The organism is Phycicoccus avicenniae, assembly GCF_018139485.1.
Classification (GTDB): Bacteria; Actinomycetota; Actinomycetes; order Actinomycetales; family Dermatophilaceae; genus Phycicoccus; species Phycicoccus avicenniae.
In genome coordinates this window covers 342,441-356,493 of the sequence record NZ_JAGSNF010000001.1, presented here as the reverse complement: position 1 = coordinate 356,493, position 14,053 = coordinate 342,441, and the positions used below count along the sequence as shown (strand labels likewise).

The window sequence follows — 14,053 nt, the reverse complement described above, 5'->3', positions numbered from 1 at the left end:
CACCGATCGGCCCCGGCCCCCGGGAGCGGGGGACGGGGCCGATGCGGACGCGGGTGGCGGGGAGGGACTCAGAAGCGGCCGTACCCGCTGACGCCGGAGAAGACGGGGCGCTCCGAGGTGGACTTCCCCTCGCGCGGCGAGTCGATCATCATGCCGTTCCCGGTGTAGATGCCGACGTGCCAGGCCGGGGCGCCGAAGAAGACGAGGTCGCCGGGCTGGGGATCGCTGACCGGGGTGGCCGCCTGTCGCTGCTGCTCCGCGGTCCGCGGCAGCGAGATGCCCGCCTGCGCGAAGACGTAGGAGGTGAAGCCGGAGCAGTCGAACCCGGACGGGGTCGTGCCGCCGTAGGAGTACGGGATGCCGAGCAGGCCGCGGGCGATGTTGACGACGCCGCTCGCGGACTGGGCCACGTCGGCGACCGGCTCCGGCTCGGGGGCCGGGGCGGCGGCGGGCGCGGGGCTCGAGGTCGAGGCCGGGGCGGGAGCGACCGGCTCGGGCTCGGGCTCCGGCTCGGGCTCCGGCTCCGGCTCCGGCTTGGCGACGCCCTTGACGCCGACGACACCGACGGTCTCCGCGGCGACGGGGGCGGCGGCCTCCGGGGCGACGACGGCCGGCGCGGCCGTGACGGCCCGCGGGGTGGCGGCGGCGAAGGCCGACGCGGTGTCGGCGGAGGCGACGTAGGACGCCTGCTCGCTCATCTGCGCGGCCGACGCGGGGAGGGCGAAGGTGGCGACGAGGCCACCGGAGGCGACGAGGACGGAGCCGGCACGGGCTCCGGGACCGGCGGCGGCGCGGGCGATCGAGGAGAGCTCGGCGACCGGGCTGTAGCGGACGGCGTGGCGGTGCCGCCCGACGTGAGAACGCTGGGACACGATGAACCTCTCGGCGCCTACGGGGTGAGCTGTCGGGTTCGGGCTGAGGTCGTGCCCGGCCGGAGACGGTGTCCCGTCGTCCGGCTTCACCCCGAGGAGCCTCGAAAGGCCCCGATGGTGGGTCCCCCGCCCCTGCCCGGCGGTCGTGTGCTGGTCCCGATCGGAAGAGGCAGGACTCGGCGTTCCTCCGGCGGGGTCCGACCACCCTGAAGGCCGGACGCGAGCAAACCTACCCCGCGGTCACGTCCGATCACAAAAAGATCACGACGCCCTCCTGAGGATCGTCGCGGCCTTCTCTCAGGATGGTCCCGCAACCGTGCGGACACGCACCACGGGCCCCGTCCGGATGGACGAGGCCCGTGGTAGTGACGGCTCAGAAGTTCGTCGTGACGTGGACGTGGTCGTAGTGGTTCGCGGTGGGTGAGCCCCGGTCCTCCATGGAGCTCCATCCCTCGCCGGGGGCCCAGTAGCGCTGGGCCCAGATGAGGTACTTGACGTTGAACTCGCCGACGTGCTGCTGGACGTAGGCGGCGATCGCGTCACCCTGGCCGGAGCTGCCGATCATGAAGTCGACGGCCTGGCCGGTGCCGTGCTCGTCGTTCGTGGCGCGCACGCCACCGATGCTCGGCGGACCGTAGGCCGCGTCGACGGCGGAGCACAGGCTCGCGGCGTTGGGGATGAGACCGATGCCGGTGCACCGCCCGGTCAGCGCGCCGGACCAGGAGCCGCCGGCGGCCTCGGGAGCGGCCGGGGCCGCGGCCTCCGGGGCCGGCTCGGGCTCCGGCTCCGGCTCGGGCTCCGGCTTCTCGACACCCTTGACGCCGGCGACGCCGACCTCCTCGGGCGCCCGGGGCGCGGCCGCCGGTGCGGACACGGCGGGGGCCGGCTCGTCCCGGGTCTGCGAGCGGGAGGCCCGCTCGTCGCCCGAGCGGTCGGCGAGGGCGACGGCCGAGAGCGCGGCGGCGGCCTGGGACGGCTCGTCGCCGGCCTCCGCGTCGGCGGGCATGGTCAGGGCGACGACGGCGCCGCCGAGGACTCCGAGTCCGGCGACCGTCTTGACGGCCCAGGACGCTCCGAGCCGGGGCAACCCGTCGGGCAGCCGGCGCACGCGTCCGGGCGCACGGCGGCGGCCGGGAGGGCGATGGGATGTCACAGGTGTGTCTCTTCCGGGGCGGGAACTTCCGCGCCGACCATAGACCACGGGTCAACGGAGAGTCACGTTTCGGTAACGCGGGACCTGTGGAGCGTTCTCAGGCTGCCACGACGCGGCGCCCCGGCGGCCGACCACCGCGGCGCACCTCCGGCGAGGGTCACGCGCAGGTCAGGTCCGGGTCAGGGGACCGTCAGGCGTAGGTCATGGACAGGTCGACGGGCGGGTCAGGCGACGGCGACGAAGACGTGCGAGGCGATCTCCGCGGGCAACGAGACCCCGGTCGACTCCTCGGCACCGGCGGCGCTCACGACGACGCGCGTGCCGTCCCGGCGCACCCGGGCGGGGCGTCCCGGCATGAGACCGGCCGAGGTGAGCAGGCCGAGCGCCTCGTGGTCGACCTGCACCGGCTCGCCGATCCGGCGGACGACGACGTCGACCCCGTCGTCGGTCGCGATCTCGTCGAGCGGGCTGAGGCCGGACCGGAAGTCCACCGGCTCGCCGACCTCCCCGAGCTCGTCGAGCCCGGGGATGGGGTTGCCGTAGGGCGACTCGAGGTGGTCCGGGAGGATCCGCAGGATCTTGCGCTCGACGCGGTCGGACATCACGTGCTCCCAGCGGCACGCCTCCTCGTGGACGTGCTCCCACTCGAGACCGATGACGTCGACGAGCAGCCGCTCGGCGATCCGGTGCTTGCGCATCACCCGGGTGGCGAGCAGGCGCCCCTCGTCGCTCAGCTCGAGGTGGCGGTCCCCCGCGACGCTGAGGAGGCCGTCACGCTCCATCCGCGCGACGGTCTGGGACACCGTCGGACCGGAGTGCCCGAGCCGCTCGGCGATCCGGGCCCGCAGCGGGGTGATCCCCTCCTCCTCGAGCTCGAAGATCGTGCGGAGGTACATCTCCGTGGTGTCGATGAGGTCGGTCACCCGCACAGCCTACTGTCCGGGGGCGACGTCGACGGGCTCGCGTCGACGGGGGTCGTACCGCGGGAGCCACCGCAGCAGCCACGCCCCTCCGAGCAGGGTCAGCCCGCCGACCGCGACGCTCGCCACCCCGATCGACGCGAGCGCCGAGAGGGCCGCGACGACGAGCGCCGCCCCGTTGTGACCGACGAGCGCGAGCAGCCGCCAGACCCCGAGGAACTGGGCGCGTCCCACCTGCGGCGCGGCGTCCGCCCCGAGCGTCATGACGATCCCGGACCCGAGGCCGTTGCCGACCGCCATGACGACGGCGAGCGCGCCGACCCCGGTGAGCGTCGTCGTCGTGGGCAGCGCGAGGAGGCCGAGGCCGAGCAGCAGGGTCACCGGCACGGCGACCCACACCCGCCCACGCCGGTCCATGACCGTCCCGGCCGGCCAGAACAGGAGCACCTCGACGAGGCCCGCGACGCCGAACACGAGCGAGGTCTGCGCGGCGGTGAGCCCCACGCTCTCCGCCCACAGGGGAACGACGGCGACCCGGGCCGAGCGCGCCAGCCCGATCGCGAGGACCCCGAGCCCGACCGTCGCGAGGACGCTCCGGTGCCGGCGGACCACGTCGCGGACCGCCACCCGTGGGACGTCGGGGGTGCTCGCGCCGGACCCCGGGTGCAGGTCCGGGTAGCGCCACGCGACGGCGACGGCCCCGAGGCCCCCCGCGACGGCGACGACGTAGGCGGCCTGCGGCCCCCAGCCGGCGACGAGCGGCGCCCCGACGAACGGTCCGACGAACAGCCCGATCCGGCCCACCCCACCGAGCGTGGACATGGCCCGCGCCCGCATCTCCACCGGCGCAGCCGCCGTGAGGTAGGACTGCCGGGCGAGGAGGAAGACGGCGCCGCTCGGTCCCATGAGGAGCAGCGCGAGGGCGAGGACCCACAGCGACGGCGCGAGGAGCGCGAGCGTGGCGGCGAGGGCGTCGAGGAGCCCGGCGAGCACGAGGGCCCGGCGCTCGCCGAGCCGGTCGACCAGGACCCCGGCGGGCACGGCGCTCACGAGCTCCGCGAGCGCCGCCAGGCCGACGTAGAGCGCCGCGAGCGACACCGACGCACCGAGGTCCCTGGCGCTCAGCGCGACCACGGGGAGGGTCGCGCCGGCGCCGAGCGACCACAGGACGGTGGGACCGAACGCGGGGACGGCGATCCGGCGCAGCGAGAACTCCGTCATCGTCTCCCCTCTCCGCTCGCGGGCCTCGGGCCGGCCGGGGTGACGCGTCCCACAGGGGACGGACCGGCCGGGCTCGGTAGGTTGGTCGTCGTGGAGCTCACCGTCCCCCGCCGGTACTGCGGCCCGCCGAGCTCCGGCAACGGCGGGTGGACCAGTGGCGCGCTCGCGTCGCACGTCCGTGCCGCCCACGACGCCCCGGCCGTCAGCGTACGACTGTCCTCTCCCCCACCGCTCGACCGTCCGATGGCCGTCGTCGGCGACCACCCCGGCGCGCTCACGGGCACCCCGACGCTGCGGCTCTACGACGGCGAGGTCCTCGTCGCCACGGGCACCCCCGTCGCAGAGCTCGACGAGCCGGTGCCCGTGCCCGCGACCCCGGACGAGGCCGAGCGGGCCCAGGCCCGCTACGAGGGCGACGAGGACCACCCGTTCCCGTCCTGCTTCGCGTGTGGCACCGACCGCGACCCCGGCGACGGGCTGCGCCTGCGCCCCGGACCGCTCATGGACGGCACCGGGCGCTACGCGACGCCCTGGACGGTGCCGCACGACGTCGGACGGGCCGTGACGTGGGCGGCGCTGGACTGCCCGAGCGGCTGGGCGGCGGGGGTCGCCGGCCGGGCCATGGTCCTCGGGACGATGACCGCCCGCGTGTGGCGGGTCCCCTCCCCCGGCGAACGGCTCGTCGTCACCTCCTGGAAGCGCGGCGAGCAGGGTCGACGCACCCGCGCCGCGAGCACCGTCCACGCGACGTCCGGGGAGATGCTCGGCCGGGCCGAGACGGTGTGGATCGCCGTCGACCCCTCCTCCGTCCGCCCCGCGTCGTCATGAGCGACCCCGCGACCGGACGGCCCACCGCCGTCGTCACCGGGGCGAGCAGCGGCATCGGCGCGGCGACCGCCCGGATGCTCGCCGGCCACGGCTTCCGGGTCGTCTGCGCCGCCCGCCGGGCCGAGCGGGTCGAGGCCCTCGCCGCGGAGATCGACGGGGTCGCCGTCCGCTGCGACGTCTCCGACGCCGACGACGTCGCCGCCCTCGCCTCGGCGGCGGGCGGACGTGTCGCGGTCCTGGTCAACAACGCCGGCGGCGCGCTCGGGCTCGAGCCGGTCGCCGACGCGGACGTCGCGCACTGGCGGGCGATGTACGAGTCGAACGTCGTCGGCACCCTGCAGGTGACGAAGGCGCTGCTGCCCGCGCTCGAGGCCACGGGCGACGGGGTCGTCGTCACCGTCGGGTCCACGGCCGGGCTCGCCACCTACGAGGGCGGGGCGGGGTACACGGCGGCCAAGCACGCGGCCCACGTCCTCAGCGAGACCCTGCGCCTCGAGCTCGTCGGCCGACCGGTCCGGGTCACCCTCGTGGCACCGGGCATGGTGCACACGGAGGAGTTCTCGCTCACCCGGTTCGACGGCGACCGGGAGCGGGCGGACGCGGTGTACGCCGGGGTCCCGGGGCCGCTCCGTGCCGAGGACGTGGCCGAGGCGATCGTGTGGATGGCGACCCGCCCGGCCCACGTCAACGTGGACCTGCTCGTCATCAAGCCCCGCGCCCAGGCGGCGCAGCACCGGGTGCACCGGGTCACGGACTGAGCCGCGCCCGCGGGCGTCGGAGCCGGTCGCGTCAGGGCTGGCGGCGCGAGACCTCCCAGGCCGCCGCGTCGCCCAGGTCGCCGTCGCCGACCCGGGTGTAGACGATGCGGTCGTGCAGCCGGTTGCGCCGGCCGCCCCAGAGCTCGACCTCGTCGCAGACGACGCGGTACCCACCCCAGAACTCCGGGAGGGGGACGGCGCCGGCGTCCTCGGGGAACTCCGCCGCCCGCGCCTCGTAGGCCCGTTCGAGGTCCTCGCGGGACCCGGTCGGCGCCGACTGCTGCGAGGCCCACGCGGAGACCCGCGACCCCCACGGGCGGGAGTCCCAGTACTCGCGGACCTCGGCCTCGTCGAGGGCGACGGCCCGGCCGCGGAAGCGGACCGACCGGTACATCGCCGGCCAGGTGAGGGCGGCCGCGACGTGGGCGTTCGCGGCGATCTCGCGGCCCTTGGCCGACGTCGTCGCCGTGACGAACCCGGGGCCGCGCTCGTCGAGGAAGCGCAGGAGCACGGTGCGGACGTTCGGGCGGCCCTCGGCGTCGACGGTCGCCACCGACAGGGCGTACGGCTCGGGCACGTCGGGCTGGGCGTCGGCGCGGGTCACGGCCTCGTCGACCCAGGCCCGGACCTGGGCGTACGGGGTGGCGAGCAGCTCGTCCTCGCTGATGCCCTCACCGGTGTAGTCGACGCGTCGCGGGTCCATGCGCCCACCCTACGGTCGGGCTCCGACGACGCCTCCGGCCCGCACGGTGACGGGGCGGACCGGTCGAGGGTGCGGGGCGGTGTCGGGCCACGGGTCTAGCCTCGGGGCATGGAGGCCTCCGCGCGGATCGCGCTGCTCATCGACGCCGACAACGCACGGGCGCGCCGGATCGAGGTCATCCTCGGCGAGCTGTCGGCCTTCGGCGAGACGAGCATCCGCCGGGCGTACGGCAACTTCACCAAGCCGGGGCTCAAGGGGTGGGTCGACATCCTCCACGAGCACGGCATCCGCCCGGTCCAGCAGTTCGACCTGACCCGCGGCAAGAACGCGAGCGACATGGCCCTCGCCGTCGACGCCGTCGAGATCCTCCACAGCCAGCGGCCGGACGCGTTCGCCATCGTGTCCTCCGACGCCGACTTCACCCCGCTCGTCATGCACCTCAAGGAGCACGGGGTCGCCGTCTACGGGTTCGGCGACGCCAAGACGCCGGCGCCGTTCCAGAGCGCGTGCACCCGCTTCCTCGTCCTCGACCAGCTCGAGCTGCCGGACGACGGCGAGGACGACCCGGGTGACGGGGGCGGCGAGGTCGGCGACGCCTCCCCGGGCGACGGTGACGCCGCTCGTCCCACCGCGAAGAAGGCGAAGAAGACCGCGAAGAAGACGGCCGACACGACGGCGACGAAGAAGGCCGCCCCGCCCGAGCGGGCCACCCGGGCCCAGCTGCGCGGCGACGGGCGGCTCGTCGCCCTCCTGCGCCGCGCGGTCGCGAGTGCGTCCGACGACTCCGGGTGGGCCCGGATCGGCACGGTCGGCCAGCGCATCAACAACCAGTCGTCCTTCGACTCGCGCAACTACGGCTACGCCAAGCTGAGCAAGCTCATCGAGACCTCCGAGCTCTTCGAGGTCCGGGGTGCGGGGACGGCCGACATGGCCGTCCGCGACCCCCGCGCCCGCTAGGCCGGCCGCGTGCCCACCAGGTGGACCCCGTGTCCGCCATCCGGGCGTCGCCTGTGATGATGACCGAGGTCGCGGCCGTCGACGGAGCCGGCCCGGCCCCTCAGGACCGGCACCACGCCGGACCCCGCCCGCGGGCCCGTCGCTCGGACGGGCCGCCCGACCACGGAGACCCGACGTGAGCGACGCCCCCATCACCATCCCCGCCGACCTCCTCCCCGTCGACGGACGGTTCGGCTCCGGACCGTCCAAGGTCCGTCCCGAGCAGGTCGAGGCGCTGACGACCATCGCCCGCACCGTGCTCGGGACCTCCCACCGGCAGGCACCGGTGAAGAACCTCGTCGGCGCGGTCCGTGAGGGGCTGTCCACCTTCTTCTCCCTCCCCGACGGCTACGAGGTCGTCCTCGGCAATGGCGGGACGACCGCCTTCTGGGACATCGCGGCCTTCGGGCTCGTCCGGGACCGGGCTCAGCACCTGTCCTTCGGCGAGTTCTCGAGCAAGTTCGCGACCGTGACGAAGAACGCGCCGTTCCTCGGCGAGCCGAGCATCGTCGCGTCCGAGCCGGGCACCCGCCCGCAGGCCGTCGCCGAGGCCGGGATCGACGCGTACGCCTGGGCCCACAACGAGACCTCGACCGGGGTCATGGTGCCCGTCCAGCGGGTCGCGGGCGCCGACGAGGACGCGCTCGTGCTCGTCGACGCGACGTCCGGAGCCGGGGGACTGCCGGTCGACGTCGCCGAGTCCGACGTCTACTACTTCGCGCCGCAGAAGTCCTTCGCCTCCGACGGGGGTCTGTGGATCGCGCTCATGTCCCCGGCGGCCCTGGCCCGGGTCGACGAGATCGCCGCGTCGGGCCGCTGGGTCCCGGACTTCTCGAGCCTGCCGACGGCCATCGACAACTCGCGCAAGAACCAGACGTACAACACCCCGGCCGTCGCGACCCTCGCGATGCTCGCGAACCAGGTCGAGTGGCTCAACGGGAACGGCGGCCTGGACTGGGCGACGTCGCGGACCGCGGACTCCTCGGGCCGGCTCTACGACTGGGCCGAGCGCACCGCGTACGCCTCCCCCTTCGTCGCCGACCCGGCGGCCCGTAGCCAGGTCGTGGCGACGATCGACGTCGACGACGCCGTCGAGGCCTCCGCGATCGCGAAGACGCTGCGCGCCAACGGGGTCGTCGACGTCGAGCCCTACCGCAAGCTCGGCCGCAACCAGCTGCGGGTCGCGTGCTTCCCGGCCGTCGAGCCGGACGACGTGAGCGCCCTCATCGGCTGCATCGAGTACGTCGTCGACCGGCTGGGCTGACGCCCCCGCGACCCCGGCGACCCCGCGCCCGGGCCGCCGCCCTCCCGGGCCCCGTTCATCGCGTGCTACGGCGCGGGGGGGGGGGGCCCCGCCCGGGCCCCCCCCCCCCCCGGGCCCCTGGCGGGGGGGGGGGGGGGGGGGGGGGGGTGGGCCCCCCCCCCCCCCCCCGCGCCGTAGGAGGCACTCCGGAGGGTGCAGCGCGCGGGGTGGCCCCGTCCACGGCGAGGCGTCCGGACGCGTCAGCCCTGGACGACGGAGTAGACGACGACGAGCGCGACGAGCAGGGCGAGCACCCCGAGCGTCATCCGCCGGCGGAAGCGCGGGGTCATCGGGCCGGCTCCGGCACCGGCAGGTGGGCGTCCTCGCGATCGCGCACGACCGGCTCGGTCGTCACCGACACCCGCGGCCGGCGCTGCGACTCGTAGCTGACGCGCACGTTCTCGGCGTGCGCGAGCCAGACCGAGACGGCGACCAGGACGAGGCCGACGGCGACCGCTCCGACCCCGATCGTCCAGCGGGGGCCGAACTGCTCGGAGATCCAGCCGATCATCGGCGCCCCGACGGGGGTCCCGCCCATGAAGATCGCCATGTACAGCGCCATGACCCGGCCGCGCATCTCGGGGGCGACGCGGGTCTGCACCATCGCGTTCGCCGTCGTGAGCGCCGTGAGGGCGGTGAGCCCCACCGGCACGAGGGCCAGGGCGAACGTCCAGTACGTCGGCGCGAGGGCAGCGAGCGCCGCGGACAGGGTGAAGCCCACGAGCGAGAGCAGCAGCACCCGCAGGCGGGCTTCTTTCCGGCGCGCCGACATCAGCGCCGCGGTGAGCGACCCGACGGCCATGATCGAGCCGAGCAGCCCGAACTCCCCCGCCCCCTGGCCGAAGACCTTCGTCGCCATGAGCGCCATCGTGATCTGGAAGTTCATCCCGAACGTGCCGAGCACGAAGACGAGGACCATGACGAGCTGGATGTCCTTGCGGTGCAGCACGTACTCGAAGCCCTCGCGGATGCCGCCTCGTCCGCGGGCGCGCTCCGGTGAGCGGAGGTCGGCGACGGTGAGCATCGAGAGCGCAACGAGGACGAAGACGAAGGTCAGCGTGTTGAGCAGCAGCGCCTCACCCGTGCCCCACCACGCGATGACGAGGCCGGCGACGCCGGGGCCGACGAGCCGCCCGGTGTTGAACGAGGCGGAGTTGAGCGCGACGGCGTTGGACAGTCGGTCCGCCGGCACCATCTCGGAGACGAAGGCCTGCCGCGCCGGGTTGTCGATCGCCGTCGTCACGCCCTGGACGAGCGCCGTGACGTAGACGTGCCACAGCTGGGCGGTGCCGGTGACGGCGAGGACGCCGAGCGCGAGGCTCGTGAGGGCGAGCATCGACTGGGTGACGAGGAGGATGCGGCGCCGGTCGAAGCGGTCAGCGACGAGGCCGGCCCAGGGGGCGAGCAGGAGGAAGGGCAGGAACTGCAGGCCGGTGACGATGCCGAGGGCCGTCGCCGAGCCCGCCGTGAGGACGGTGAGGACGAGCCAGTCCTGGCCGACGCGGCCGATCCACGTGCCGACGTTCGACACGAGACCACCGGCGAACCACAGGCGGTAGTTGCGGACCTCGAGCGAGGAGAAGGTCGGGCTCATTCGGCGGCCACCCGCTCCAGCAGCTCGGTCGCCCGGACGAGCAGCGCGCGCTCGTCGTCGGAGAGGTGCTCCAGCCGGGTGGCGAGCCACTGGTCCCGGCGTCGCCGGGTCTCCTTGATCGCGGCCTTGCCCTCGGCCGTGAGGCTGAGGATGACCTGGCGCCCGTCGGAGGGGTCGTCGGCCCGCGAGACGTAGCCGGCCTCCACGAGCCCCGCGACCGTCCGCGTCATGCTCGGGGCCGAGACCTGCTCGACCGCCGCCAGCTCCTTCGGGGTCCGCGGCGCCTCCTCGAGCTTCGCGAGGACCGCGAACTGGTGCGGGGCGACGTCCGTCGTGCTCTCGAAGCGCACCCGCCGGGAGATCCGCATGCACGCCGTGCGCAGGTCGCCCGTGAGGCGGTCCTTCTGGGCACGGGTCAGCGGCGCGGTCGCGGGCGGGACGGGCACGGGTGTCTCCGGAGGTCGTGGTCATCGGTACTTAGCACAACTCATTACCTGGGCTAAGTATTCCACGACCGCTCCCCCGACCCGCAGGCGGCCTGCGGCCGGGCGCCACGGCGGGCCCGGCGCGACGGCCGGGGTCGGCCCGGGGGCCCTCGGCCGTCGCCGGCGAACCGTCAGCGGGTGAGGGAGCTGATCGGCTCGATGAAGAAGTAGACGAGGAAGAGCGCCGCCGTGAGCCACATCATCGGGTGCACCTGGGCCAGCCGTCCACGGACGACCTTGATGAGCACGTAGGCGACGAACCCGGCCCCGATCCCGACGGTGATGGAGTACGTGAAGGGCATGAGGATGATCGTGAGGAACGCCGGGATCGCGACCTCGACGTCGTCCCACTCGATCCGCGTCACCTGCTGCATCATGAGGAAGCCGACGAGGACGAGCGCCGGGACCGCGGCCTCGTTCGGGATGACCTCGACGAGCGGGGCGAAGACGACCGCGACGAGGAACAGCAGCCCGGTGACGACGGACGCCAGGCCCGTGCGCGCCCCCTCGCCGACGCCGGACGCGGACTCGATGTACGAGGTGTTCGACGAGACGCCGGCGGCGCCTCCCGCCGCCGCGGCGAGCGAGTCGACGACGAGGATGCGTCGGGTGTTCGGCGGGTTGCCCTCCTCGTCGAGGAGCCCGGCCTCGGCGCCGATGGCCGTCATCGTGCCCATCGTGTCGAAGAAGTCGGCGAGCATGAGGGTGAAGACGAGGAGGAACGCCGCGACGATCCCGACCCGCTCGAAGGAGCCCAGCAGGCTGAACTCCCCGAGGGTGCCGAACGTCGGGCCGGCGATCTCGGACGGCCACGCCGGCACGTTGAGGTTCCAGCCCGTCGGGTTGACGACGTCCTGCCCGTTCGCGTCGACACCCGTCACCGTCGGGCCGACCCGGAACACCGCCTCGACGAGGAAGGCGACGGCCGTCATGACGAGGATCGAGATGACGATCGCACCCTTGACCCGCCGCACCCACAGCGCCACGACGAGCGCGAGGCCGAGGGCGAACACGAGCGACGGCCAGCCCGCGAGCTGGCCCCCGACACCCAGCTCGACGGGGACCGGGCCGGCGCCGGTGCGCCGGACGAACCCGGCGTCGACGAGACCGATGAGCGCGATGAACAGGCCGATGCCGACGGAGATCGCGACCTTCAGCTGGGGCGGGACGGCGCGGAAGACCGCCTCCCGGAAGCCGGTGAGGACGAGCACGAGGATGACCAGGCCCTCGAGGACGACGAGGCCCATCGCGTCGGCCCACGTCATCTGGCTCGCGACGGCGTAGGCGACGAAGGCGTTGAGGCCCAGCCCGGTGGCGAGGGCGAGGGGGTAGTTCGCGACGACCCCCATGAGGATCGACAGGACGCCCGCCACCAGGGCCGTCCCCGCGGCGATGGCCGGCAGGTTGGGGGCCTCGCCCCCGCCGAGGTACTGCCCGTCGGCGTCCTGGACGAACCCGAGGATCAGCGGGTTGAGGACGACGATGTACGCCATCGTGAAGAACGTCGCGACGCCACCGCGCAGCTCGCGGGCGATCGTGGAACCGCGCTGCTCGATCCGGAACATCCGCTCGAGGGTGCCGGTGCGCGTGCCGGTGGGCCCGCCGGGAGTGGTCGTCGTCTCGGACATGGGCGGCACGCTAGCGGCGCCGCGTGTCGGCCGCGTGTCGGGGGCGTCACGGTGGGACGGCCCGCGCTGGCTAGGCTGTGGAGGTGCCCGACGACCCCACTCCGGACCGGAGCGACGAGGACCGGACGATGCCCGGCCGGCCGCCGCTGGGGGACGCCGCGCCGACCGCCCCGCTCACCGTGTCGACGCTCAAGATCGTCGCGCTCGGCACCGGGCTGTGGGCGCTGGCCCTCGTCGTGACCCTCCTCGTCCCCGACCTGCGGACGGGCGAACGGTCCTGGTGGCCGTGGGCGTGCGTCACCGGCATCGCGCTCGGGGCGTTCGCGTGGTGGTACGTCCGCCGCGGCCGGGGCAACGCCGTCGGCGCCTGACTCCAGCGGTTCGATCCGCGCGCCCTGACCCGTGCGACCGATGAGCGCCGGGGACGACCACCGGCCCTAGGCTGGCGACGCTCACCGCCGAGCGACCCCGACCAGTGAGGAACCCCATGTGCCGAGTGCTCGCCTTCGTCGGACCGGAGACCCCTCTGAAGAACCTGCTCCTCACCCCGACGAACAGCCTCGTCAACCAGTCCCTCGACCCGGAGCGCCACCCGGAGCTCCAGCTCGCCGGATGGGGGTTCGGGGCCTGGAGCGAGCACCTCCTCACCGGGGAGCAGCCGTTCGTCTACCGCCGCCCGACGGCCGCCTTCTACGACGACAACCTCGAGGGCGTCGTCCCCGGCCTGCGGGCGAGCACGATGCTCGCCCACGTCCGCGCCGCGGCCTACGACGCCGGCGTCGTGCTGGCCGACGAGAACTGCCACCCGTTCTCGTTCACCGGGACCCCGTGGATCGTCGCCCAGAACGGCTACCTCCCGAGCTGGCAGCTGCTCCAGCGCGAGCTCCTGCAGCACTGCGACGACACCTACCTCTCGCAGATGCGCGGCTCGACGGACACCGAGTTCCTCTACGTCCTCCTCCTCTCCCTCCTCGAGGGCGACGGGGACGACGACGTCCAGCGCGCCGTGGAGGAGCTCGTCCGGGTCGTCGCCGCGGCGATGGAGTCGCTCGACCTGCCCGGGCTCACGAAGCTCAAGATGGCGCTCGTCACCCGCGACCGCGTCATCGGGATGAACACCGGCCTCGGGCTGCGGGGTGAGACGAACCCGTCCGGCGACTGGGAGGCACTGCGCGAGTCCGAGCCCGGGTCCGACGACTTCTCGCTCTCGATGCTCCTCGAGCCGATGTACCTCCTCATGGGCCGCAACTTCGAGAAGGACGAGACGACGTACCGCTTCGAGACGTCCGACGAGGCCGAGGCGACCGGCGCGATCTTCGCCTCCGAGGCCCTCACCGACGACACCGACGGGTGGTCGACGCTCGAGTTCGGCCAGATCGTCTTCCTCGAGAACGACGGCGAGCGGGTCACGAAGTCCGTGCGGACCCTCACCGTGTAGGCGTCGACCGCGGGATCGCGGCGTCGTCGCAGGTCGGGTGGGTTGTCGGTGGTCGTCCGTAGTGTTCTGTCATGGGCCAGGGGGATGTGGGACTCGCGGAGCGTCGCTTCGCGGTGGAGGCTGCGCGGGTGGCGTTGGAGGGGTTGTCGTCGGT

General features: G+C 74.1%; 14 protein-coding genes and 1 riboswitch. Of the genes, 6 read left to right on the top strand and 8 right to left on the bottom strand.

Going from position 1 to position 14,053, the window contains the following annotated elements; all coding sequences use genetic code 11:
• Positions 1-68 precede the first annotated feature (68 nt).
• The 4 genes from KC207_RS17005 to KC207_RS01675 form a co-directional block, all read right to left on the bottom strand.
• Positions 69-872, bottom strand: a complete 804-nt coding sequence (locus KC207_RS17005) for a C40 family peptidase (RefSeq protein WP_282958946.1) — start codon at positions 870-872, stop codon at positions 69-71.
• A gap of 2 nt (positions 873-874) precedes the next feature.
• A riboswitch (cyclic di-AMP (ydaO/yuaA leader) is annotated at positions 875-1,024 on the bottom strand.
• Positions 1,025-1,245: 221 nt separating this feature from the next.
• On the bottom strand, positions 1,246-1,980 hold the full coding sequence (locus KC207_RS16805; protein WP_249138485.1) for a VldE C-terminal domain-containing protein: 735 nt from the start codon (positions 1,978-1,980) through the stop codon (positions 1,246-1,248).
• A gap of 269 nt (positions 1,981-2,249) precedes the next feature.
• Positions 2,250-2,948, bottom strand: coding sequence for an iron-dependent transcriptional repressor DtxR (locus tag KC207_RS01680; RefSeq protein WP_211601150.1), 699 nt, complete (start codon positions 2,946-2,948; stop codon positions 2,250-2,252).
• A 9-nt stretch (positions 2,949-2,957) separates the two neighbouring features.
• A complete protein-coding gene (locus KC207_RS01675) occupies positions 2,958-4,166 on the bottom strand; it encodes an MFS transporter (protein WP_211601149.1) in 1,209 nt (402 codons plus the stop codon).
• A gap of 90 nt (positions 4,167-4,256) precedes the next feature.
• On the opposite strand from KC207_RS01675, the gene KC207_RS01670 reads away from it, so the two are divergent.
• Together KC207_RS01670 and KC207_RS01665 are read left to right on the top strand one after the other, a co-directional pair.
• Positions 4,257-4,994, top strand: a complete 738-nt coding sequence (locus KC207_RS01670) for a hotdog family protein (protein WP_211601148.1) — start codon at positions 4,257-4,259, stop codon at positions 4,992-4,994.
• On the top strand, positions 4,991-5,752 hold the full coding sequence (locus KC207_RS01665) for an SDR family NAD(P)-dependent oxidoreductase (protein WP_211601147.1): 762 nt from the start codon (positions 4,991-4,993) through the stop codon (positions 5,750-5,752). The genes KC207_RS01670 and KC207_RS01665 overlap by 4 nt, the downstream gene beginning before the upstream one ends.
• A gap of 31 nt (positions 5,753-5,783) precedes the next feature.
• Here the strand turns inward: KC207_RS01665 and pdxH are convergent, their stop codons facing one another.
• Positions 5,784-6,455, bottom strand: a complete 672-nt coding sequence (gene pdxH / locus KC207_RS01660) for a pyridoxamine 5'-phosphate oxidase (protein ID WP_211601146.1) — start codon at positions 6,453-6,455, stop codon at positions 5,784-5,786.
• Between the two features lie 108 nt (positions 6,456-6,563).
• Between pdxH and KC207_RS16800 the strand changes: the two genes are divergently transcribed.
• Both KC207_RS16800 and serC read left to right on the top strand, forming a co-directional pair.
• Positions 6,564-7,412: an NYN domain-containing protein gene (locus KC207_RS16800; protein ID WP_249138484.1), complete on the top strand. Its 849-nt coding sequence runs from the start codon at positions 6,564-6,566 to the stop codon at positions 7,410-7,412.
• 175 nt (positions 7,413-7,587) lie between these two features.
• Positions 7,588-8,715 (top strand): phosphoserine transaminase, encoded by a 1,128-nt coding sequence (gene serC, locus KC207_RS01650; protein WP_211601145.1) that lies wholly within the window; start codon positions 7,588-7,590, stop codon positions 8,713-8,715.
• A gap of 325 nt (positions 8,716-9,040) precedes the next feature.
• Here serC and KC207_RS01645 read toward each other — a convergent pair whose 3' ends face one another.
• The 3 genes from KC207_RS01645 to KC207_RS01635 form a co-directional block, all read right to left on the bottom strand.
• Positions 9,041-10,348 (bottom strand): MFS transporter, encoded by a 1,308-nt coding sequence (locus KC207_RS01645; RefSeq protein ID WP_211601144.1) that lies wholly within the window; start codon positions 10,346-10,348, stop codon positions 9,041-9,043.
• Positions 10,345-10,794, bottom strand: coding sequence for a MarR family winged helix-turn-helix transcriptional regulator (locus KC207_RS01640; protein WP_249138483.1), 450 nt, complete (start codon positions 10,792-10,794; stop codon positions 10,345-10,347). Before KC207_RS01640 ends, KC207_RS01645 begins: the two co-directional genes overlap by 4 nt.
• 170 nt (positions 10,795-10,964) lie before the next feature.
• A complete protein-coding gene (locus tag KC207_RS01635; protein WP_211601143.1) occupies positions 10,965-12,461 on the bottom strand; it encodes an NCS2 family permease in 1,497 nt (498 codons plus the stop codon).
• A gap of 83 nt (positions 12,462-12,544) precedes the next feature.
• On the opposite strand from KC207_RS01635, the gene KC207_RS01630 reads away from it, so the two are divergent.
• The gene (locus tag KC207_RS01630) at positions 12,545-12,832 is read left to right on the top strand and encodes a DUF2530 domain-containing protein (protein ID WP_249138482.1); all 288 of its coding nucleotides are present in this window, start codon (positions 12,545-12,547) and stop codon (positions 12,830-12,832) included.
• A 116-nt stretch (positions 12,833-12,948) separates the two neighbouring features.
• Positions 12,949-13,899, top strand: a complete 951-nt coding sequence (locus KC207_RS01625; protein ID WP_211601142.1) for a class II glutamine amidotransferase — start codon at positions 12,949-12,951, stop codon at positions 13,897-13,899.
• Positions 13,900-14,053: the final 154 nt, after the last annotated feature.